21 protein-coding genes are annotated in these 18,416 nt (G+C 65.8%); 6 read left to right on the plus strand and 15 right to left on the minus strand.

The features are described from left to right. Nucleotides 1–17: 17 nt before the first annotated feature. The 10 genes from flgK to flgB form a co-directional block, all read right to left on the minus strand. A complete protein-coding gene (gene flgK, locus AC56DV_RS01770) occupies nt 18–1,973 on the minus strand; it encodes a flagellar hook-associated protein FlgK (protein ID WP_496312586.1) in 1,956 nt (651 codons plus the stop codon). A gap of 90 nt (nt 1,974–2,063) precedes the next feature. Further along, nucleotides 2,064–3,056: a flagellar assembly peptidoglycan hydrolase FlgJ gene (gene flgJ / locus AC56DV_RS01775; RefSeq protein ID WP_496312587.1), complete on the minus strand. Its 993-nt coding sequence runs from the start codon at nt 3,054–3,056 to the stop codon at nt 2,064–2,066. Between the two features lie 10 nt (nt 3,057–3,066). Continuing rightward, entirely contained in the window at nt 3,067–4,185 is a 1,119-nt protein-coding gene (locus tag AC56DV_RS01780) for a flagellar basal body P-ring protein FlgI (protein ID WP_496312588.1), read from the minus strand. A gap of 2 nt (nt 4,186–4,187) precedes the next feature. Then, entirely contained in the window at nt 4,188–4,841 is a 654-nt protein-coding gene (locus tag AC56DV_RS01785; protein WP_496312589.1) for a flagellar basal body L-ring protein FlgH, read from the minus strand. Between the two features lie 16 nt (nt 4,842–4,857). Further along, entirely contained in the window at nt 4,858–5,640 is a 783-nt protein-coding gene (flgG, locus tag AC56DV_RS01790) for a flagellar basal-body rod protein FlgG (RefSeq protein WP_496312590.1), read from the minus strand. A gap of 67 nt (nt 5,641–5,707) precedes the next feature. Beyond that, a complete protein-coding gene (gene flgF, locus AC56DV_RS01795) occupies nt 5,708–6,451 on the minus strand; it encodes a flagellar basal-body rod protein FlgF (protein WP_496312591.1) in 744 nt (247 codons plus the stop codon). Nucleotides 6,452–6,471: 20 nt separating this feature from the next. Further along, nucleotides 6,472–8,022 carry a flagellar hook protein FlgE gene (locus tag AC56DV_RS01800; RefSeq protein WP_496312592.1) on the minus strand — a complete coding sequence of 517 codons (1,551 nt, stop codon included), beginning with the start codon at nt 8,020–8,022 and terminating at the stop codon, nt 6,472–6,474. Between the two features lie 34 nt (nt 8,023–8,056). After that, nucleotides 8,057–8,737 carry a flagellar hook assembly protein FlgD gene (locus AC56DV_RS01805; RefSeq protein ID WP_496312593.1) on the minus strand — a complete coding sequence of 227 codons (681 nt, stop codon included), beginning with the start codon at nt 8,735–8,737 and terminating at the stop codon, nt 8,057–8,059. A gap of 35 nt (nt 8,738–8,772) precedes the next feature. Next, nucleotides 8,773–9,180: a flagellar basal body rod protein FlgC gene (flgC, locus tag AC56DV_RS01810; RefSeq protein ID WP_161073681.1), complete on the minus strand. Its 408-nt coding sequence runs from the start codon at nt 9,178–9,180 to the stop codon at nt 8,773–8,775. Nucleotides 9,181–9,182: 2 nt separating this feature from the next. After that, a complete protein-coding gene (flgB, locus tag AC56DV_RS01815) occupies nt 9,183–9,596 on the minus strand; it encodes a flagellar basal body rod protein FlgB (RefSeq protein WP_496312594.1) in 414 nt (137 codons plus the stop codon). Between the two features lie 156 nt (nt 9,597–9,752). Between flgB and flgA the strand changes: the two genes are divergently transcribed. The 6 genes from flgA to AC56DV_RS01845 all read left to right on the plus strand — a co-directional run bounded on the left by flgA (nt 9,753) and on the right by AC56DV_RS01845 (nt 13,712). Then, nucleotides 9,753–10,463, plus strand: coding sequence for a flagellar basal body P-ring formation chaperone FlgA (gene flgA / locus AC56DV_RS01820; protein WP_496312595.1), 711 nt, complete (start codon nt 9,753–9,755; stop codon nt 10,461–10,463). 82 nt (nt 10,464–10,545) lie between these two features. Further along, a complete protein-coding gene (flgM, locus tag AC56DV_RS01825) occupies nt 10,546–10,851 on the plus strand; it encodes a flagellar biosynthesis anti-sigma factor FlgM (protein WP_496312596.1) in 306 nt (101 codons plus the stop codon). A 7-nt stretch (nt 10,852–10,858) separates the two neighbouring features. After that, nucleotides 10,859–11,323, plus strand: a complete 465-nt coding sequence (locus tag AC56DV_RS01830) for a flagella synthesis protein FlgN (protein ID WP_496312597.1) — start codon at nt 10,859–10,861, stop codon at nt 11,321–11,323. A 69-nt stretch (nt 11,324–11,392) separates the two neighbouring features. Continuing rightward, nucleotides 11,393–11,620, plus strand: coding sequence for an AbrB/MazE/SpoVT family DNA-binding domain-containing protein (locus AC56DV_RS01835; RefSeq protein WP_496312598.1), 228 nt, complete (start codon nt 11,393–11,395; stop codon nt 11,618–11,620). Further along, nucleotides 11,617–12,003: a type II toxin-antitoxin system death-on-curing family toxin gene (locus AC56DV_RS01840; RefSeq protein WP_496312599.1), complete on the plus strand. Its 387-nt coding sequence runs from the start codon at nt 11,617–11,619 to the stop codon at nt 12,001–12,003. Before AC56DV_RS01835 ends, AC56DV_RS01840 begins: the two co-directional genes overlap by 4 nt. Nucleotides 12,004–12,089: 86 nt before the next feature. Continuing rightward, entirely contained in the window at nt 12,090–13,712 is a 1,623-nt protein-coding gene (locus AC56DV_RS01845) for a hypothetical protein (RefSeq protein ID WP_496312600.1), read from the plus strand. 6 nt (nt 13,713–13,718) lie between these two features. On the opposite strand, the gene motD is transcribed toward AC56DV_RS01845, so the two are convergent. The 5 genes from motD to flhF are packed head-to-tail and all read right to left on the minus strand — an operon-like array spanning nt 13,719 to nt 18,268. Next, nucleotides 13,719–14,531, minus strand: a complete 813-nt coding sequence (gene motD, locus AC56DV_RS01850) for a flagellar motor protein MotD (RefSeq protein ID WP_496312601.1) — start codon at nt 14,529–14,531, stop codon at nt 13,719–13,721. A gap of 1 nt (nt 14,532) precedes the next feature. Then, nucleotides 14,533–15,282 (minus strand): flagellar motor protein, encoded by a 750-nt coding sequence (locus tag AC56DV_RS01855; RefSeq protein WP_496312602.1) that lies wholly within the window; start codon nt 15,280–15,282, stop codon nt 14,533–14,535. Beyond that, nucleotides 15,264–15,995, minus strand: a complete 732-nt coding sequence (locus AC56DV_RS01860) for an RNA polymerase sigma factor FliA (RefSeq protein WP_496312603.1) — start codon at nt 15,993–15,995, stop codon at nt 15,264–15,266. Before AC56DV_RS01860 ends, AC56DV_RS01855 begins: the two co-directional genes overlap by 19 nt. A 16-nt stretch (nt 15,996–16,011) precedes the next feature. Beyond that, nucleotides 16,012–16,836 (minus strand): MinD/ParA family ATP-binding protein, encoded by an 825-nt coding sequence (locus AC56DV_RS01865; RefSeq protein ID WP_496312604.1) that lies wholly within the window; start codon nt 16,834–16,836, stop codon nt 16,012–16,014. After that, a complete protein-coding gene (gene flhF / locus AC56DV_RS01870; RefSeq protein WP_496312605.1) occupies nt 16,829–18,268 on the minus strand; it encodes a flagellar biosynthesis GTPase FlhF in 1,440 nt (479 codons plus the stop codon). The genes AC56DV_RS01865 and flhF overlap by 8 nt, the downstream gene beginning before the upstream one ends. Nucleotides 18,269–18,416 lie beyond the last annotated feature (148 nt).

The raw sequence follows: 18,416 nt of genomic DNA on the forward strand, positions 1-18,416 counted from the left end.
TTGCTCTTCCTTGCTTCTTAATTACCCAGGCCGAGCAGCGTGTCGAACAAGGTGCTGGCGATCTGCATCACCTTGCCGGACGCCTGGTAGGCTTGCTGGTAACGCAGCAGATTGGCCGCTTCCTCGTCCAGGTTGACGCCGGAAACGCTCTGCTGCGCATTCGAGGCCTGCTTGACCGCCGCCTCCGCCGCGCTGGCGCCGATCATCGTTTCGCTGGTCTTGTTGCCGACGAAGTTGACCATGGACGCGTAGGCGCTCTGGTAGGTGGTCTTGCCGCCGTTCAGGATGTTCTTGGCCTGCAGGTCGCCCAGCAGCGCGCCGTTGCGGTTGTCGCGCGTGCCGCCGGTGTTGGGGGCGACGGTAAACGTGTCGCCGTTGCCCGGCGCGCCGCTGATGGCGATGTTGATGCCGCCGAAACTGATGCTGGCGCCGTCGGTGTAGGGCACGTTGGTGCCGGCCGGATAGGTGGTGCTCACGCCGTTGGCCGTCACCACCACGTCCTGCGCGGGCGGGAAACCGCTCAGCTCGCCGGTCGTGGAATCGTAGGTCAGGGTCACCGGCGCGGTCAGCGGATTGCCCGGCGTCAGGTAGTTGGCGTCGACCGTGCCCGGCGTGATCTTGCCGTTGCCGATGTTGGCCAGCGGCGCATTGGTGACGATGGGCGCGGCCAGTGCGATCTTGCCGACGTCGGTCAGCGCCACCTTGAAGTCGGACGCGGCCTGGAAGGTCGGGCGCACCTGGAAATGGTCGCCCGGTTCCGGCGTGCCGGTCAGCGTGTACTCCACGCCGTCCACCATTTGCGGGCCGGTGGTCTGCGGGAAGGTCAGGATGGTGGCCTGGCCGTCCGAGGCGCGCGTGAGCACGTAGTTGGTGCCGTCGAAGTTCAGGTCGTAGTCGCTCGAGGTCAGCGCGCTGGCGTCCTTGACCACGCCGCTCACCACCGCCGTGCTGAGGTTGGAGTTGCGGCTGTCGACGCCGATGTAGGCATTGATGTCGGCGAAGAAATTGCCGCCCAGGTCGCCATTGCGGTCCTGGCCCAGCTTGTGTTGCGCGTTGAAGCTGGCCGCCAGCCCGGCTGCCACCTGGCCCAGCTCGTTCTGTGCGCGGTCCAGCGCGCCGCTGCGGAATTCCAGCAGGCCGCCCAGCTGGCCGCCGCTCAGCGCGCCTTCCGGCATGGGCGAGATCTGGTTGCCGGTGCTGTAGCCCACCGTGACGCGGCTGACGTCGGTCAGCGACGGCGTGGTGGCCAGCTCGAAGTTGCGGTTGCCGATCACCAGCGGCTGGCCGGTGCCGATGGACACGGTCAGCGTGTTGGAGTCGCCCTTGACCACGTTGACCTTGACCAGCTTGTTGAGCTCGCTGATCAGCTGGTCGCGCTGGTCCAGCAAGTCGTTGGGCGCCTTGGACGGGTCCACCGTCAGGCCGGCGATGTCGTTGTTCAGCTTGCCGATCTGCTCGGCATAGGAATTAATCTGGGTGACCGTGGCCGTGATCTGGCTGTTGACGCCGTCGCTGATCTCGTTGAGGCGGTCGTTCAGGCCCTGGAAGCGCGCCGCCAGCGTGTTGGCGGTGGACAGCATGGCGCTGCGCGAGGCGTCCGTGGCGGCGTTGGCGGTGGCGTCCTGCACGCCCTTGAAGAAGTCCTGCAGCGCGGGCGACAGGCCGGAAGTGCTGTCGGCCAGCAAGTTGTCGATCTGGCTGATCTGGGCATAAAACCCGTTCAGGCTGGCCGCCTTGGTTTCCGCGCCCAGCAGCTGCTTGGTCAGGAAATCGTCGTACTGGCGCTTGATCTGGGTGACCTCGGTGCCGGTGCCGATGAAATAGCCGCCGCTGCCCTGGGGCTGGGTATTGGACTGGACCACGGTCTGGCGGCTGTAGCCGGGCACGTTGGCATTGGCGATATTGTGCCCGGTCGTGGACAGGCCGACCTGCGCTGCCAATAAACCGCTTTTGCCGATGCTGAGAAGACTCATGGTGAAATACTTTCGTTATATGGTTAGTCTACGGCAGCGGCCGCCAAAACTTGAAATACGCCCCGGCAACAGTGCGCCATTTATTATTTTTTAAGCAAGGGATTGCTTGATAATCCGGGTCAGCTTGCTGGCGTATTGCGGGTCGGTGGCGTAGCCGGCCTTCTGCAGGCCGTGCGCGAACTTGCTGGCGTCGCCGGCGCTGGCCAGTACTTTTTCATAGCGGGGGTTGTTGGTAAGCAACTTCGCGTAATCCTTGAAGCTGTCGGCATAGCTGTCGTAGGCGCGGAAGCGCTCCACGCGCTGCTGCGGCTTGCCGTTGACGTATTCGGTGGTGACGGCCTCGACCGTTTTACCCTTCCAGCCCGGCCCGGCCTTGATGCCGAACAGGTTGTTGCTGTTGCTACCGTCGCGGCCCTTGATCTCGCGCTTGCCCCAGCCGCTCTCCAGCGCGGCCTGGCCCAGCATGAACTTGGCGGGGATGCCGGTGGCCTTGCTGGCTTCGTCCGCGTGGCTACCCAGTTTGGACTGGAAGGCACGCACATGGGCCGCCTGCGACCCCTTGCCGCTGTCCATGGCCGCCGCGCTGCCGCCCGGCACATCGGCCTGGCTGGCGGCCCTGGACGCGGCCGCCGCGCCGCCGGCCGCCTCGATGGCGCGCTGCAGCCTGGCCGCCACCGCCACGCTGGCCAGGTTGCCGGCGCCCGGGATACCGGACGCTTCCGACGCGGCCGGGTCGGCGCCCAGCGCCAGCGCCTGCTCGTTCTGTTTGGACAATTGCCGCACCAGCGCGTCGGACAGGCCGATGCCTTTCTTGGCCAGGTTCTGGCTGGTCTGCTGGTCCAGCATGGAGGTAAACATCTTGGTCTGCTGGTTGTCCAGCATGCCTTCGCCGGGCGAGGCCTCGCGCATGCTCTTCATCATCATGTTGATGAACATGGCTTCGAACTGGGTGGCGGCGCCCTTCAGCGCCTCCGGCGAGCCGGCGCTGGCGCCCTTGCGCAGCGCGCCGGCGCTCTTGACGTCGGACGCCAGCGAATTGCTCAGGTCGTTCGCGGGGACGGTGCCGGGGCTCTGGCGTATCATGGCCGCGTCCTCAAATGATCTCGAGTTCGGCGCGCAGCGAACCGGCGGCCTTCATCGCTTGCAGGATGGCCAGCAAGTCCTGCGGCGTGGCGCCGATGGCGTTGAGGGCCTTGACCACGTCGGCCAGCTGGGCTCCGCCCTTGACCAGCATCACCTTGCCGGCATCCTTCTTGATGTCGATATTGGCGTTCTGCGTGACCACGGTCTGGCCGCCGGACAGCGGACCCGGCTGGCTGACCTGGGCGTCGGTCGAGACCGACACGGTCAGGTTGCCGTGCGAAATGGCGCAGGTCTCGAGCGAGACCGCCTGGTTCATCACCACCGAGCCGGTGCGCGCGTTCATGATCACCTTGGCGGCCATCTGGGCCGGATTGACCTGCAGGTTTTCCAAGGTGCCGATGAAGGCCACGCGCTGGTCGCTGCTGGAGGGCGACTGCACCCGGATCACGCGGCCGTCCAGCGCGTAGGCGATGCCGGCGCCAAACTTGTCGTTGATGGCGTCCACCACCCGGCTGGCGGTGGAAAAATCGGTGGTGTTCAGTTCCAGGCGGATCTGGTTGCCCTCGCCCAGCGCATTCGGCACGGCGCGCTCGACCGTGGCGCCGCCGGAAATGCGGCCCACGCTCAGGTGGTTCACCACCACCGAGGTGCCGCCGGACTGCGCGCCCACGCCCCCCACCAGCACATTGCCCTGCGCCATGCCATAGACCTGGCCGTCGGCGCCCTTGAGCGGGGTCATCAGCAAAGTGCCGCCGCGCAGGCTTTTCGCGTTGCCCATCGACGAGACGGTCACGTCCATCAGCTGGCCCGGCTGCGCGAACGCCGGCAGCGAGGTGGTCACCATCACGGCCGCCACGTTCTTCAGCTGCAAGGTGTTGGCGGCAGGCAGGGTGATGCCCATCTGCTGCAGCATCGACATCACGGTCTGCACCGTGAACGGGGTCTGGGTGGTCTGGTCGCCGGTGCCGTCCAGGCCGATCACCAGGCCGTAGCCCATCAGTTGATTCTGGCGCACGCCGGCCACGCTGGCCAGGTCTTTCAGGCGCTCGGCGTGGGCCGCCGGGGCCGCGCCGGCCAGCAGGGTCAGCGCGGCGGCGGCGGCGGCGAGGAGTCGGGTGGTGTTGTTCATGATCAGAAAGGCAGCACGCTGAGGAAGAAGCGGGCCGCCATGGAATTCATTTCGGCGCGGTCGATCTTGGCGCTGGTGCGGTATTCCACGCGCGCGTCGGCCACGGCGGTCGAGGCCACGGTGTTGCCGGTGCCGATGGTGTCCGGGTTGACCATGCCGGAGAAGCGGATGTATTCCACGCCCTTGTCGAGCGCGATCTGCTTCTCGCCGGCCACGATCAGGTTGCCGTTCGGCAGCACCTCGACCACGGTGGCGCCCATGGTGCCGGTGAAGGTGTTGCTGGCGCTCTGGCTGGCGTTGTCGGCGAACTTGTTGTCGGCGCTGGTGGTGATCTGGCTGCCGAAGGTGCCGGCCAACTGGCCCGGCGCCTTGAAGTTGACGCTGCCCGACTTGCCGCCGGCGCTGGCGCCGTTCTTGCCGGCCGAGGTGCGCTCGGTGATGACGATGTTGATCACGTCGCCCACCAGGCGCGCGCGGCGGTCTTCGAAATGCGGGCGGTAAGCCTGCACCTGGAAGATGGCGCCGCTGGTCGGCGCGGCCATCTGCGCCTGCGTCAGCGGCCGCGCGGTGGTCTCGCCCTGCACGATGGAGGTCGGCGCGGTGCCGCAGCCGGCCAGCGCCGAGGCTGCAATGATGATGGGGAACAGAGCTTTCATCGCGGTCTTCCTTTGCTTACAGCTGCGACAGCTTGGCCAGCATCTGGTCCGAGGTCGTGATGGCCTTGCTGTTGATTTCGTAGGCGCGCTGGGTCTGGATCATGTTGACCATTTCCTCGACCATGTTGACGTTCGAGGTTTCCACGTAGCCCTGCAGGATCACGCCGGTGCCGTTGGTGCCGGGGGTGTTGTTCTGGGCCGCGCCGGAAGCGCCGGTTTCCACGTACAGGTTCTCGCCCTTGGACTCCAGGCCGGTGGGGTTGATGAAGGTGGACAGCTGGATCGAGCCGATCTGCTGCGCGGCAACCTGGCCCGGCAGCGTGACCGACACGGTGCCGTCGCGGCCCACGGTGATGCTGTTGGCGTTGGCCGGGATGGTGATGGCGGGCTGCAGCACGAAGCCGCTGGAGGTCACCATCTGGCCGTTGCTGTCGCGCTGGAAGGAACCGTCGCGGGTGTAGCCGGTGGTGCCGTCGGGCAGCAGCACGTTGAAGAAACCGTTGCCGTTGACCATCAGGTCTTTATCGTTGCCGGTCGCTTGCGGGTTGCCCTGGGTGTGGATGCGCTCGATGGCCACCGGGCGCACGCCGGTGCCGACCTGCATGCCCGACGGCAGCTGCGTCTGCTGCGACGACTGCGCGCCGGGCTGGCGCACGTTCTGGTACAGCAAGTCCTCGAACACGGCGCGCGACTTCTTGAAACCGTTGGTGCTGACGTTGGCCAGGTTGTTGGCAACCGTGTCCATCGCGGTTTGCTGCGCTTCCATGCCGGTCTTGGCTATCCACAGCGATCGTATCATTTGCTTTCTCCCTTAATGGCGTGGCAGCCGAGGCTTTTTCCACGTCACCATTATGCAGGGGACAGCGTTAAGTCAAAGCGAGGATCTGGGTGGCTTTCGCGGCGTTATTCTCGGCATTCTTCAGCAAGCTCATTTGCATGTCGAACTGGCGCCCGAGCGAAATCATGTTGACCATGGCGTCCACCGGGTTGACGTTGCTGCCCTCCAGCGCGCCGTCCACCAGGCGCACGTTGACATCGGCGGCGGCAGGCAGGCCGCTGCTCTGGCGGAACAAGCCGTCGTTGCCGCGCTCCAGGCCCTTGGTGTCCGGGTTGACCAGCTTGATGCGCCCCAGCACGTTGGCCGGGCCGGGCTTGGTCTGGCTGGTGTCGATCGAGCTGACGGTGCCGTCGGCGGCAATCGCCACCTCGCTTTGCGGCGGGATCGCGATCGGGCCGTTCTCGCCCATCAGGGTCTGGCCGCTGGTGGTTTGCAGCAAGCCGTTTTCGCTCACCTTCAGGCTGCCGTTGCGGGTGTAGGCTTCGGTGCCGTCGGACGCCTGCACCGCCATCCAGCCCTCGCCGCGCAAGGCCACGTCGAGCGCGCGCCCGGTGGTCTGGATCGGCCCGGCGCGGAAGTCCGCGCCGACGGTCGAATCGACCACGAAGGTGCGGGTCGGCAGCCCTTCGGACTGCACCGGCACCGCGCGGAACGAATCGATCTGGGCGCGGAAGCCGGTGGTGGCGGCGTTGGCCAGGTTGTTCGACGTGGTGGCCTGCTGCTCCAGGATATGCCTGGCGCCGGTCATGGCGGTGTAGACGAGGCGGTCCATGGCTGCCTTTCCTTATCTTATTAACGCAGGTTGACCAGCGTCTGCAGGACCTGGTCCTGGGTCTTGATGGTCTGCGAGTTGGCCTGGTAGACGCGCTGCGCGGTGATCATGTTGACCAGCTCGGCCGTCAAGTCGACGTTCGAGGTTTCCACCGATGACGAACGCAGCTGGCCATTGGCGCCGGTGCCCGGCGTGCCCACCTGCGGCGTGCCGGAGGTCGAACTTTCCGCCCAGGCATTGTTGCCCAGCGGGGTCAGGCCGTCCGGACTGGCAAAGTTGACCAGCACGATCTGGCCCAGCGGACGCGACTTGCCGTTGCTGTACTGGCCCAGGATCACGCCGTCGGCGCCGGCCGAGAAGCGCTCCAGGTGGCCGGACGAGTAGCCGTCCTGGCTGGACGCCTTCTCGCTGGTTGCGGTGCCGTACTGCGTAGTGCCGACGAAGTTGGTGGAGATCGTCAGCGGCGCCAGTGAACCGGTATTCGGGAAGATCGGGAACGTCAGGTTGAATGGCAGCGTGTTGGCCGGGTCCACCGCGGCCATGGCGGTGGCGCTGAGCGAACCCTTCTGGTCGAACACCAGCGTCGACACTTTGGAGGCCGGCGCGGAAATGCCTTTGGCCAGGGCCAGGTTGATCGCGTCCGGATTGGTGCCGACGATGGCGCCTACGTTGTTCGGGTCGCCTGCAACATACAAGGCAGCCAGTTGGGCGCTCTGCGCCGCAGTCACGCCGGGAATCGCGTCCAGCACGGTCTGCATGGCGGTGCCGGCGGCGGTGGCGTAGTCGAGGTTGGCCTGCGCGATCGCGGCCGGGTCGCCGCTGTTGACTGCCGTCTGGTAGGCTGCGCGCGCCGCGATCACGCCGGCATCCGTCGCCACAACGGCCGCCACGGTAGCGGCCGCTGTTTCCATGCCGTCGCTGGCCACGTAGACGTCCCAGGTGTTGGCGTTGGTCTTCACATAGTAGGTCGACAGCACGTGCGGATTGCCCAGGCTGTCGTATACGTCCAGCACGGTCTGCTTGTTGTAGGTCAGCGGATCGAGCGCGTTGAAGGGAATCTTGGTCGGCACCGTGCTGCGCGAATCCAGGTTCAGCTCGAAGTTGGCCTTGGTGGTCTGCACCGGCACCAGGTCGGCGGTATCAATGGTGATGGGAGCGGGCGCGCCCTGCAACACCACGCCGTCCTTGGTCACCGGATAGCCGGTCAGCGCATTGCCCTGGGCGTTGATGATGGTCCCGTTCTTGTCGAGCTGGAACTGGCCATTGCGGCTGTACTGGATGCCGCCGCTGGGTGTGCTGGTGCGGAAGAAACCGCCGCCGTTGATGGAAATGTCGAGCGGGTTGTTGGTCGTTTCGATATTGCCCTGCGTGAACTGCTGCGCCAGGCGCGACACCGACACGCCGATACCGGCGTTATTGCCGCTCACGCCGTTCAGCGAGTTGGCGTACAGGTCGGCGAATTGCGCCTGCGAGCCTTTGAAACCCACGGTGCTGGCGTTGGCGATGTTGTTGCCGATAACGTCCAGCGATTTGGCTGCGGCGTTCAGGCCGCTGAGTCCTTGTTGGAACATGATTTCCCCTATGCGGTAGTGGGTGACAAAGTAATTACAGGATTTGCTTGATGTCGGACATGCTCAGCTGTCCTGAGGTGGGCACGTTCAGCTTGACGCCGTTGGCGCCGGTGGACACACTGGCCACCACGCCGAACTGCAAGCCCATCGCGTCCTTCAGCACCTTGCCGCCGGCGCGCGCTTCCACGCTGAATACATAATTGCCGTTCGGCAGAGTGGTCTTGCCGTCGTCCGATTTGCCGTCCCAGGTGATGGGCAAGGTGCCGGCGTCCTGGTCTTCCAGCTGGATGGTGGCCACTTCCTTGCCGGCCGAGTTCTTGATGACGATGTCCACCGTGTCGGCCCGGGAGCCCAGGTCGATGCCGAGGATGGCCTTGCCGTCGGCCAGGCCGACGTTCTTGCCTTCGGACAGCACGCCGTGGTTGATCATGCCGGCCGCCTGCACGCTCTCGGACGACTGATAGCTCGACTTGAGCGACTCCAGCGTGGTGTTCAGCTTGTTGACGCCGGTGACGGTGGACAGCTGCGCCAGCTGGCTGGTGATCTGCGCATTGTCCAGCGGGCTCATCGGATCCTGGTTCTTCAGCTGGGTCACCAGCAGTGTCATGAACTTGTCGGTATCGGCCTGCACGCTGTCGGTGGCAACCGCTTTTTTCGGGTTGACGGCGTTCAGCAGTACGTCGCTCACTGGCGGATTGGTGGACACGGTGGTCATGTTTTATCTTTCGTTGATCTCTGGATTCAGCCGGCTTACTGGCCGATGGTCAGGGTTTTCAGCAGCAGGGTCTTGGCCGCGTTCATGGTTTCCACGTTGGTCTGGTAGGAGCGCGACGCCGACAGCATGTTGACCATCTCGTCCACCACGTTCACGTTGGGCATGCTGACATAGCCCTTGTCGTCGGCCATCGGATGCTTGGGGTCGTACACCTGCTTGAGCGGCGACGGGTCTTCGATCACGCGCTGCACCTTGACGCCGGTGGACGCGCCGCCATTGGCGGCCGGCTGCGCCTCGAACACCACCTGCTTGGCGCGGTAGGCCTCGCCGCTGGCGCTGGTGGCGCTGTCGGCATTGGCCAGGTTGCTGGCCACCACGTTCAGGCGCTGCGCCTGGGCGCTCATGGCCGAACCGGAAACATTGAAAATACTAAACAGCGACATGATTATTGTCCTCCCTGGATCGCCGCCATCAATCCCTTGATCTGGGAATTGATCAGCGTAATGCCGGCTTCATAGCGCAGCGCGTTGTCGGCGAACTGGTTGCGTTCCACGTCCATGTCCACCGTATTGCCGTCCACCGCCCCCTGCACGATGCCGCGGTATTGCAGCGGCGTGCCGTCCGGCAGCGTGCCAGCTGCTTGCTGGGGGACAGGGAAATGTTTCTGCGCCGTCGTCTTCAGCGGCTGGGCCGCGCCGGCCATGGCGCTGGTCAGGGCCGCGGTGAAATCGATGTCCTTGGCCTTGTAGTTCGGCGTGTCCGCGTTGGCGATGTTAGACGCCAGCACGGTCTGGCGCTGCGAACGCAGGCTCAGGGCCGTTTCGTTGAAGCGCATGAATTCGTCCAGTTTCCCTAACATTGCAACCTCCCGCCCGCTTTCTATTGGTGACAGGATCGATGATACGGATGGGCAAGCCGATCCGATCGCGCGAGCAGCCCCGGATTTGCCGTCTTATTCCCCGCTTCGGCTGCGCGCGCGGGGGCTATCATGGCCACATTCGAAGGGAAGCCGACCATGAAACGCATACTGACCACCACCTTGTTACTGCTGTGCAGCGCCGCCCAAGCCACGGCCCAGGCACCGGCTCCGGCCGCGCCGGCGCGCCAGGACTTGGGCGCCGTGCGCCAGGCCGTGGAGCAGTTCCTGCAGACGCAAACGGTGGGCCTGCCGGGGACGGTTGCCGTCAGCGTCGGCGCCATCGACCAGCGCATGGCGCTGGCGCCCTGCCCGCAGCTGCAGGCCTTTTTCATGCCCGGCGCGCGCGCCTGGGGCAAAACCACGGTCGGCGTGCGCTGTGCGGCCCCTTCCGCATGGACGGTGTATATTCAAGCCAATGTGACAGTGCAGGGCGACTACGTGGCCAGCGCGGTGCCGCTGGCCCAGGGCCAGCCGATCGAAGCGGGCCAGCTGGTGCTGGTCAAGGGCGATTTGACAACCTTGCCTGCCGGCATAGCCACCGACATCGGCCAGGTGGTGGGCCGCAGCACCAATATTTCGCTGGGGGCGGGCACGCCGATGCGGCTCGACACGCTGCGCAGCAAGCCGGTCATCATGGCCGGGCAGCTGGTGCGGGTAGTGTCCGGCGGCGCCGGTTTCCGCGTCTCGGCCGAGGCCCGCGCGGTGGCAGCCGCGTCCGAAGGGCAGATTGTGCAAGTCCGGACCGCCGGCGGGCAGCAGATCAGCGGGGTGGCGAAAGCCGGGGGACTGGTGGAGGTGGCGTTCTAATAACGCTAAAGTTTATGGTCACGGCGCCGTTAATAACTCAGATCCCGGGGTTTTTATGCCCCAAACAGATGAGGATATTGCTGTGAAAATTAACGACTCAGTCAAGAGCACGCCAGGCCTGCCGGCCTCGCCTGCGACCAGCACCACCGCGCGCGGCGCCGACAAGGCCAGCACCGCACCGATCAGCACCGACAGCGTCAAGCTGTCGGCCCAGGGGCAGGCCATGGCCGCCAGCAGCGCCAACGGCAGCAGCGCCGTGTTCGACACGAAAAAAGTGGAACGCATCAAGCTTGCGATTGCCGATGGGCAATTCCAGGTCAACTCGGAAAAAGTGGCGGATGGCTTGCTGGAAACAGTCAAGGATCTGCTGCACTCACGTAAAAGATAGGTAAATCATGTCATCCGTCTCTCCCATGTCCAGTCTGCGCGAAGAACAGCGCGTCATCACTGCCCTGCTGGAAGTCTTGAAGCAGGAACAACAGCAGCTGGTGGCGGCGGACATCGATGGACTGACGGAATTGACGCCACGGAAATCTTCCCTGGTCAACGACATGGCCGTGCTGGCCAGCCAGCGCCACAACGCGCTCGGCGCGGCAGGCTACAAGGCGGAAGAAGCCGGCATGGAAGCGTGGCTGGCCGCCAGCGGCGACGCCGAAGCCGCCCCGCTGTGGGCCCAGGTGCTGGACCTGACGCGCGAAGCCAAAGAACTGAACCGTGTGAACGGCACCCTCATCAGCAAACACCTGAGCCACACCCAGGGCGCGCTGCAAGCGCTGCGGCCCCAGGCGCAAGGCAATTTCTACGGTCCCAGCGGCCAACCCACCTCGGCCAACCCGCGCCGCGGCTTCCTCGCCGGTTAATGCGCATCTGCCTGTCCCGCTTGATTCTCAAGGGAACCGCTATATAATAAAAATTATATAGGAGGTGTCGTGTTAACGTTCAAGGTAACCACCATTGGTGCGTCCGAAGGCTTGATCCTGAACAAGGAGGCCAAGCGTATTCTGAACGTTAAAAAGGGCGATACGTTATATCTGACCGAGGCGCCGGATGGCGCCATGCGTATCACACCCTACAATCCTGAGTTCGAGCGTCAAATGGCAATGGCCGAGGCCATCATGCACGACGACCGCGAGATACTAAGGATACTCGCCAAGTGACGTGGAACTGGGTTCTGCGTGTCACCACTTACGCTATTCACGACAAGCAGCTTGCAGTGCATGGTGGCCTGAGCGGCGTGCGGGACCTGAACGCGGTGGAATCGGCACTCAACCGGGCACCAAATCTGTATGCCTGCGGCACCCCTGCTCCCGATGCCGCCGACCTCGCTGCAGCCTACATCCATGGTCTGGCCACCAGCCACGGTTTCAGCGGCGGCAACAAGCGCACCGCCTGGATTGTTGGCCGGCTGTTCCTGGCTATCAACGGCATCACACTTCAGTTCACCAGCTTCGACGCCATCAATCTTATGTTGGAGGTGGCGAGCGGAACCAGGACCGAAGCGGAAACGGCTGACTGGCTCAGGCAGCGGATTGTGCCGTAGCGCCACGCCTTCCTCACCGGTTGACGCTAATCAATCATTGTTAGTTGCACCGATGCATTTAATGCGGAGTCTTGCATAATGCATTCATGCAAACATATACCTGCCTTGCCGTCGGCGCCATGGCGCTGAACCTTGCCGCAGCGGCTGCGGCCAATCCCACTGCCGCGCCCGTCAAGGCCGCGCTGGAAGGCGAACGCCTCGGGCTGTACGACGGCAGCCAGTTCCGCTACGGCGATGGCCGCTGTACCGGCTGCGCGCCGAGGCAGGCGCTGTGGTACTTTCAGCAGGAAGGCCTGGCCCTGCCGCGCCAACCGGGCGTCCCCGCCCTGCCCGACCTGGTCTGGCTGGGCGCGCCGCAACTGGTGCAGCAGGCCACGCTGGCGCCGTCCGGCCAGGCTTTGCAGGTGCCCGGCGCGGCGCCGCTGGCCATGCAACTTGCACCGAGAATCGCGTCCAACCGCTCCTGGTTCGACGCCAGCACGCTGGACTTTTTCCGCCAGCGCGAGGTCCGCGTGCGCGGCAGCCTGCGCGACGTCGCGGGCCAGCCCACGTTCGAAGCGCGCACCATCTGGCCGCGCGACTTCGTCATTAACGCCGCGCCGCTGCGCCGCCAGCCCCTCACCGCCAGCGATACGCTGGCCGGCTTCGTGCGGCACGAGAATGGCGGCGCCCGCAGCCCTTACTCCACGCGCCTGATCTGGGAGCGCGAGCCGGGGGCGGCCAAGGGCAAGGCCGGCGCCGGCACCGGGGCCGCGCAGCGCGACTGGCGCGGCAAGGCTGTGCTGGCCATCGTGCTGAACGGCGCCCAGGGCGACGACGACGAAGCCTACGGCGGCCACTTCGCGGTCGCCACCGGCCGCATCGGCCAGCAGGGCGAATGGGCCGACTGGATGGTGAACAATTTCTACAACCTGGACAGCTACAGCGAAAAAGGCGTGATCGCCGCCATGGTGCCGATGGATAACTACCTGATGGACCTGAACAGCGGCCAGCAGTACTACCGCCCGTCAACCATGCTGGTGGCGGTGCTGCGCGACGCGCGCACCGCGCAAGCCTATCAGGGCAGCATGCAGGACACCTTCCGGCGCTTCTACCGGCACGACTTCAGCTACCGGCACGCGGCCGCCAACTGCGCCGGCATCAGCATGGACGTATTCAAGGCGCTGGGCTGGCAGATGCCCGAACAAGGGCCGACCAGCCGCCTGAAGGCGATCGGCGCCTACGGCTACAAGGCCGCCAAGGACCTGAGCCTGGCCAGCGGCCACAAGGCCTACGATTATTTCACCGAGGAGCAGACCCGGCTCTACCCGGCCGTGGCCTTCGCCGCGCTGGGGCAGGACCTGCTTACGCTGCTGGAAGGCGGCGCGCCGGGCCGCGAGCTCAGCGCCTACGAACGGCAGCTGCAGGCGGACGTGGAAGCGCTGGTGCTGGTGCGCATCCCGCAGGTGCCGTCCAGCCGCGCCTTCGGCTCGGCGCCGGTGTTTTCCATCGACGAGTACATGGCGCGCGCGCCGCAGGACGAGGCGCAATGGCAGATCGTGCCGGTGCCGCCGCGCCCCTTCCCTGCCGAGCTGCGCGAGGGGACGGCGCTGGCCGAGGACAGCCAGCTGCCGGTGCCGGCGCCGGTGGGAGGCTTGCTGCTGGGAGTGGTGGGCGTGGGGGCCGGCTGGCACTGGCGCCGTCGGCGCCGGCGGGTTACGCTGTGCTAACCCGCCCTACGGGGCCGGGGCCGGCGGGGTGGCCGGGGGTGGTGCCGGCGGCGCGGCGGGCGGCGCGGTCGGCACTTCGGTGGACGGGTCGGGGATGCCGGACAGGATGGTGACCGCCACGCGGCGGTTGCGGGCGCGCCCTTCGGGCTGGTCGTTGGGCGCCACCGGGTGGTTGTCGGCATGGCCCACCGCCGTCAGCCGCGCCGGCGCCACGCCGGCGTCGATGAACAGCCGCACCACGGCGCCGGCGCGCGAGGCCGACAGCTCCCAGTTGGACGGGAAATTGTTGTTGCGGATGGGCTGGTTGTCGGTGTGGCCTTCCACCTGCACCGCGTGCGGGTCTTCCTTCAGCAGCACCGCCACCGCCTGCAAGGCTTCGCGCGAGTTGCTGGTCAATACCGCCGCGCCCGGATCGAACAGCACGCTGGCGTTGATTTCCACGCTCACGCCGCGGCTGTTCTGCGTCACCCGCACCTTGCCTTCCTTCACCAGCGGCGCCAGGGTGGACAGCAAATCCTGCGCCAGCTTGGTCATCTGTTCCTTTTCCTTACGCAGCAGCTCGGTGCGCCGGCGCAGCGCCGGATTGGGGATGGGCAGGTTCTGCACTTCGGTGTTGATGGGCTTGGCCGCACCCTGGCCGCCGAAGGCGTCGCCCAGCGCGTCCGAGAAGATCTTGTACTTGCCGGTGTTGACGGCGGCGATCGAATACATCACCACGAAAAAGGCGAACAGCAGGGTGATGAAGTCGGCGTAGGAAATCAGCCAGCGCTCGTGGTTCTCCGGCTCGTCGTCGAATTTCCTGCGGGCGCGGCGCTGCATGTCAGTGGTACTCGCGCAGCAAGGTGGCGATGCGCTCGTCGATCACGCGGCTGTGGTCGCCCGTGGCGATGTCGTAGAACACGGCGGCGGCGATTTCCTGCTGGTGCACGTGCTGGGTGACGATGTTCTTCAGCTTGTTGGCGATCGGGTAGAAGAACAGGTTGGCCATGCCCACGCCGTAGATGGTGGAGACGAAGGCGATGGCGATGCCCGAGCCCAGCTTGGCCGGGTCGGCCAGGTTTTCCATCACCTGGATCAGGCCCAGCACGGCGCCCAGGATGCCGATGGTGGGCGAATAGCCGGCCGCCGATTCCCAGATCCGCACCGCCTGCCGCTCGGCCGTCTCGTAGGCCGTGATTTCGGTGTCGAGCAGGTTGCGCAGCTTGTCGGGGTTGATGCCGTCGACGATCAGGCGCAGGCCCTTGACGTTGAACTTGTCTTTCGAGGCCAGCATGTGGCGCTCCAGCGCCAGCATGCCGTCGCGCTTGGCGGTGGCGTTCCAGGCGCCGATCTCGCGCGCCAGCGTGATGCGGGTGTCCGGCGGCGGCGCCACGATCCATTTGGCCATGCGCAGGCCGCGCACGAAAGTAGCCGGCTTGGTCTGCAGCAGCACCGCGCCCAAGGTGCCAACCACCACGATGGCGAACGCGGCCGGCTGGAGCAGCGAGCTCAGCTTGCCGCCCTCCAGGCCCTGGCCGACCAGCACCCCGGCCACGCCCAGTATCAATCCTGCTATGCTGGCCCAGTCCATGCCTGCTCCCGTAACGTGGCGCGCAGCCGCGCTACCGCTTGCGTATGCAACTGCGATACGCGTGATTCGGACACGCCCATGACGGCGCCGATTTCCTTCAAGTTCAATTCTTCTTCGTAGTACAAGCCCATCAGCATCTTCTCGCGCGGCGGCAGCGCGTCGATGGCGTCGATCACGGCCTGGCGGAAGTCGGTGTCGAGCAGCGCGCGCAGCGGGTCGGCGTCCTCGTCGCTATGGAAGCGGTCGAGGAAGCTCTCGCCGCCGTCGTCGTCGCGGAAGTCTTCGTAATAGATCAGCTGGTGGCCGCCGCCTTCGGACAGCATTTCCTGGTAGTCGGCCAGCGACAGCTTGAGCGACTTGGCCACTTCCGATTCGCTCGGCGGGCGGCCCAGGCGCTGCTGCAGGGTGGCCATGGCGGTTTCGATCTTGCGCATGTCCTGGCGCATGCTGCGCGGCATCCAGTCGCTGTTGCGCAGCTCGTCGAGCATGGCGCCGCGGATGCGCATCACGGCATAGGTTTCAAACTGGGCGCCATGGGTTTCTTCGTAGCGGTTGATAGCATCGAGCAAGCCTATCATGCCGGCCTGGACCAGGTCATCCACTTCCACGCTGGGTGGCAATTTGGCCTTCATATGGTGGGCCAGCCGCTTCACCAGCGGCATGTGCTCCGTCAGCAGCGAGTTCTTGTCCGCTTTCCCTTTGGCCGTGTACATATCGTTCTAATTTTTCTCAGACACTAAAATGGTTGCTACTCCCCGTACGGAATTGAGGCGCGCCGGCCAGCGCCAAACGGCCTGCCAGTTGCCGGAACGCGACCGATGCGCCGGCCAGAGGAAAGGCATCGACCACCGCGCGCCCCAGGCGCGCCGCGCGCTGCAAGTACTCATCGGCCGGCACCGACCCCATGGAAACCAGGGTGACGGCCAGGTATCGGCTTGCCGCTTGCGCCATATTATCGTAAACCACCTTCGCTTCGGCCTCGGATGCGCCGGTGACCACGATGCCGAAGGGCCGGCGGCCCAGTTCGTGGTTCAGGCGCTTGATCATGCTGTAGGCATTTTTGATCGAGGTGGCGCTGTTGGAGACCTGCACCACGATGTCGGAACTGGCCATCACCGGCACCGGGAAAGCCTCGCCGTCGAACTCGCCGTCCACGATCACCAGGCCGGTCTGCTTGGCCAGCACGTCGAAGGCCTTGGCCAGGCGGCGCGTTTCGTCCGGGCCGGAGCGGGCTACGCCGCGTGTCATGGATACCACACCGAAGCCCTGCGGCACCTGGTGGATCACCTGGTTCAGGCCGCATTCCTGGCGCGCCACGTCCAGCAGGCTGGCGCCGCTGTCCACGCCCAGGCGCGAGGCGACGCCGTGCGCGCTGGCGCAGGCGTCCACCAGCAGCACGTCGTTGCCGGCGCGCGCCAGCGAAGCGCCCAGGTTGACCAGCATGGCGCCCTTGTCGTCCTGCGGGGTGGCGGAAAGGAATGTGACGATGCGCGGCTGCGGGCCGGCCAGCATGCGGCGCAGGCCTTCGGCCTGGTCGAAGTCGAAGTTAGCCAAGGCGCACCTCGCGCAGGGCAATGTCGTTGGCGGCGTAGCCGGCGGCGGCCATCACCAGCGGCAGTTCGCTGTCGGCGTACTGGCCGGCGGCGCTGCCCTGCTTGAGGCGGAAGGCGCGCTCGATCAGCGCGGCCGGGTCGGCCAGGTGCAGGTCTTCCGGCACCCGCTGGCCGCTCGAGACGTAGAACATATTCAGCTTCTGGCGGATCACCACGTCCAGCACGTTGCCGATCGAGGCGGCCTCGTCCAGCTTGGTCATGATGCAGCCGGCCAGGCCGCTGCCCTGGTAGGCGCGCACCACTTCGTTCAGGGTTTCCTGGGTCGAGGTGGCGTTCAGGCACAGCAGGCGCTGCACGTTGGCGCCGGTGCCCTGCAGCATGGCCACCTGCTCGGCCACCATGTGGTCGCGCTGGCTCACGCCGACCGTGTCGATCAGCACGGTGTGCTTGTTCTTCAGTTCCTTCAGCGCGATGCGCAGGTCGGCCTCGTCCTTCACCGAGTGCACCATCACGCCCAGGATCTTGCCGTAGATGCGCAGCTGCTCGTGGGCGCCGATACGGTAGGCGTCGGTGGTGATCAGGGCCAGCTTGTCCGGGCCGTGGCGCATCACGCAGCGCGCGGCCAGCTTGGCGGTGCTGGTGGTCTTGCCGACGCCGGTGGGTCCCACCAGGGCGAACACGCCGCCCTGCTCGATCAGCGCGTCCTCGTTGGCGATGGCCGACAGGTTGCGGGTCAGCACGGTCTTAATCCAGCGCATGCTGTCGGCGGCGTCGCGGCCGGCCGGCAGCTTGTCAATCAGGTAGCGCGCCAGGCTGGCCGAGAAGCCGGCCGCCAGCAGCTCGCGCAGCACGGCGGCCTTCTGCGGCTCGCGCTGCTGGGTCGAGCCCCAGGAGATCTCGGCCAGCTGGGTTTCCATCATGCCGCGCATGGCGCGGATTTCATTCATCATGCCGCTCATTTCGGCGGCCGCGTTGGCCTTGGCGCTGTTGACGGCGTCGGCCACCATGGCGCTGATGCGTTCCAGGTCCAGCGACGGCGCCGGCGCTGCTGCGGGCGCGGCGGCGCGCACCGCCTGGCGCACTTGCGCTTCGGCGGCCGGGCGCGGCGCCGGGGCGGCGGCGCGCGGAGCGGCGGCGCGCTGCGTGGCGGCGCGCATGGCCGCAGCGTCGAGCGCTTCCATCGGCGACATCGGCGCAGCCGGGGCCAGGTAGGACGGCGTGTCCGGCAGGTCCAGGTAAGGGTTCGGCTGCGCCATGGGCGAGTCCGGGGAAGGCAGCGCCAGGGAGGCGGCATCGTCGTTGGCGAGGGCGAGAATTTCCACTTCGCCATCGGTTGGGCGATTCGACAAGATCACCGCATCCGGCCCCAGGGCCTCGCGTACTTTGCGCAGCGCTTCACGCGACGTAGGTGCAGTAAATTTTTTGACGTTCATGACCGGTTCCCCTGTTACACAAGTGCCGCGACTTCAAGTCGGACGCGGCTCACTCTCATGCTTCCATTATTGACGATGCGTGAAAGAAACGATCGGGGGAACAGGGCCGAAAACCGCCCCTTATTCCAGAATGGCAAAATCGAGCCTG

The sequence above is a fragment of the Massilia sp. BGA-UO-ETr-WB1 genome (assembly GCF_059567845.1).

What these genes read in the sequence shown, in the direction of transcription:
- flgK (WP_496312586.1), bottom strand. Translation starts at nt 1,973, where the DNA reads ATGAGTCTTCTCAGCATCGGCAAAAGCGGTTTATTGGCAGCGCAGGTC.
- flgJ (WP_496312587.1), bottom strand. Translation starts at nt 3,056, where the DNA reads ATGATACGCCAGAGCCCCGGCACCGTCCCCGCGAACGACCTGAGCAAT.
- AC56DV_RS01780 (WP_496312588.1), bottom strand. Translation starts at nt 4,185, where the DNA reads ATGAACAACACCACCCGACTCCTCGCCGCCGCCGCCGCCGCGCTGACC.
- AC56DV_RS01785 (WP_496312589.1), bottom strand. Translation starts at nt 4,841, where the DNA reads ATGAAAGCTCTGTTCCCCATCATCATTGCAGCCTCGGCGCTGGCCGGC.
- flgG (WP_496312590.1), bottom strand. Translation starts at nt 5,640, where the DNA reads ATGATACGATCGCTGTGGATAGCCAAGACCGGCATGGAAGCGCAGCAA.
- flgF (WP_496312591.1), bottom strand. Translation starts at nt 6,451, where the DNA reads ATGGACCGCCTCGTCTACACCGCCATGACCGGCGCCAGGCATATCCTG.
- AC56DV_RS01800 (WP_496312592.1), bottom strand. Translation starts at nt 8,022, where the DNA reads ATGTTCCAACAAGGACTCAGCGGCCTGAACGCCGCAGCCAAATCGCTG.
- AC56DV_RS01805 (WP_496312593.1), bottom strand. Translation starts at nt 8,737, where the DNA reads ATGACCACCGTGTCCACCAATCCGCCAGTGAGCGACGTACTGCTGAAC.
- flgC (WP_161073681.1), bottom strand. Translation starts at nt 9,180, where the DNA reads ATGTCGCTGTTTAGTATTTTCAATGTTTCCGGTTCGGCCATGAGCGCC.
- flgB (WP_496312594.1), bottom strand. Translation starts at nt 9,596, where the DNA reads ATGTTAGGGAAACTGGACGAATTCATGCGCTTCAACGAAACGGCCCTG.
- flgA (WP_496312595.1), top strand. Translation starts at nt 9,753, where the DNA reads ATGAAACGCATACTGACCACCACCTTGTTACTGCTGTGCAGCGCCGCC.
- AC56DV_RS01830 (WP_496312597.1), top strand. Translation starts at nt 10,859, where the DNA reads ATGTCATCCGTCTCTCCCATGTCCAGTCTGCGCGAAGAACAGCGCGTC.
- AC56DV_RS01845 (WP_496312600.1), top strand. Translation starts at nt 12,090, where the DNA reads ATGCAAACATATACCTGCCTTGCCGTCGGCGCCATGGCGCTGAACCTT.
- motD (WP_496312601.1), bottom strand. Translation starts at nt 14,531, where the DNA reads ATGCAGCGCCGCGCCCGCAGGAAATTCGACGACGAGCCGGAGAACCAC.
- AC56DV_RS01855 (WP_496312602.1), bottom strand. Translation starts at nt 15,282, where the DNA reads ATGGACTGGGCCAGCATAGCAGGATTGATACTGGGCGTGGCCGGGGTG.
- AC56DV_RS01860 (WP_496312603.1), bottom strand. Translation starts at nt 15,995, where the DNA reads ATGTACACGGCCAAAGGGAAAGCGGACAAGAACTCGCTGCTGACGGAG.
- flhF (WP_496312605.1), bottom strand. Translation starts at nt 18,268, where the DNA reads ATGAACGTCAAAAAATTTACTGCACCTACGTCGCGTGAAGCGCTGCGC.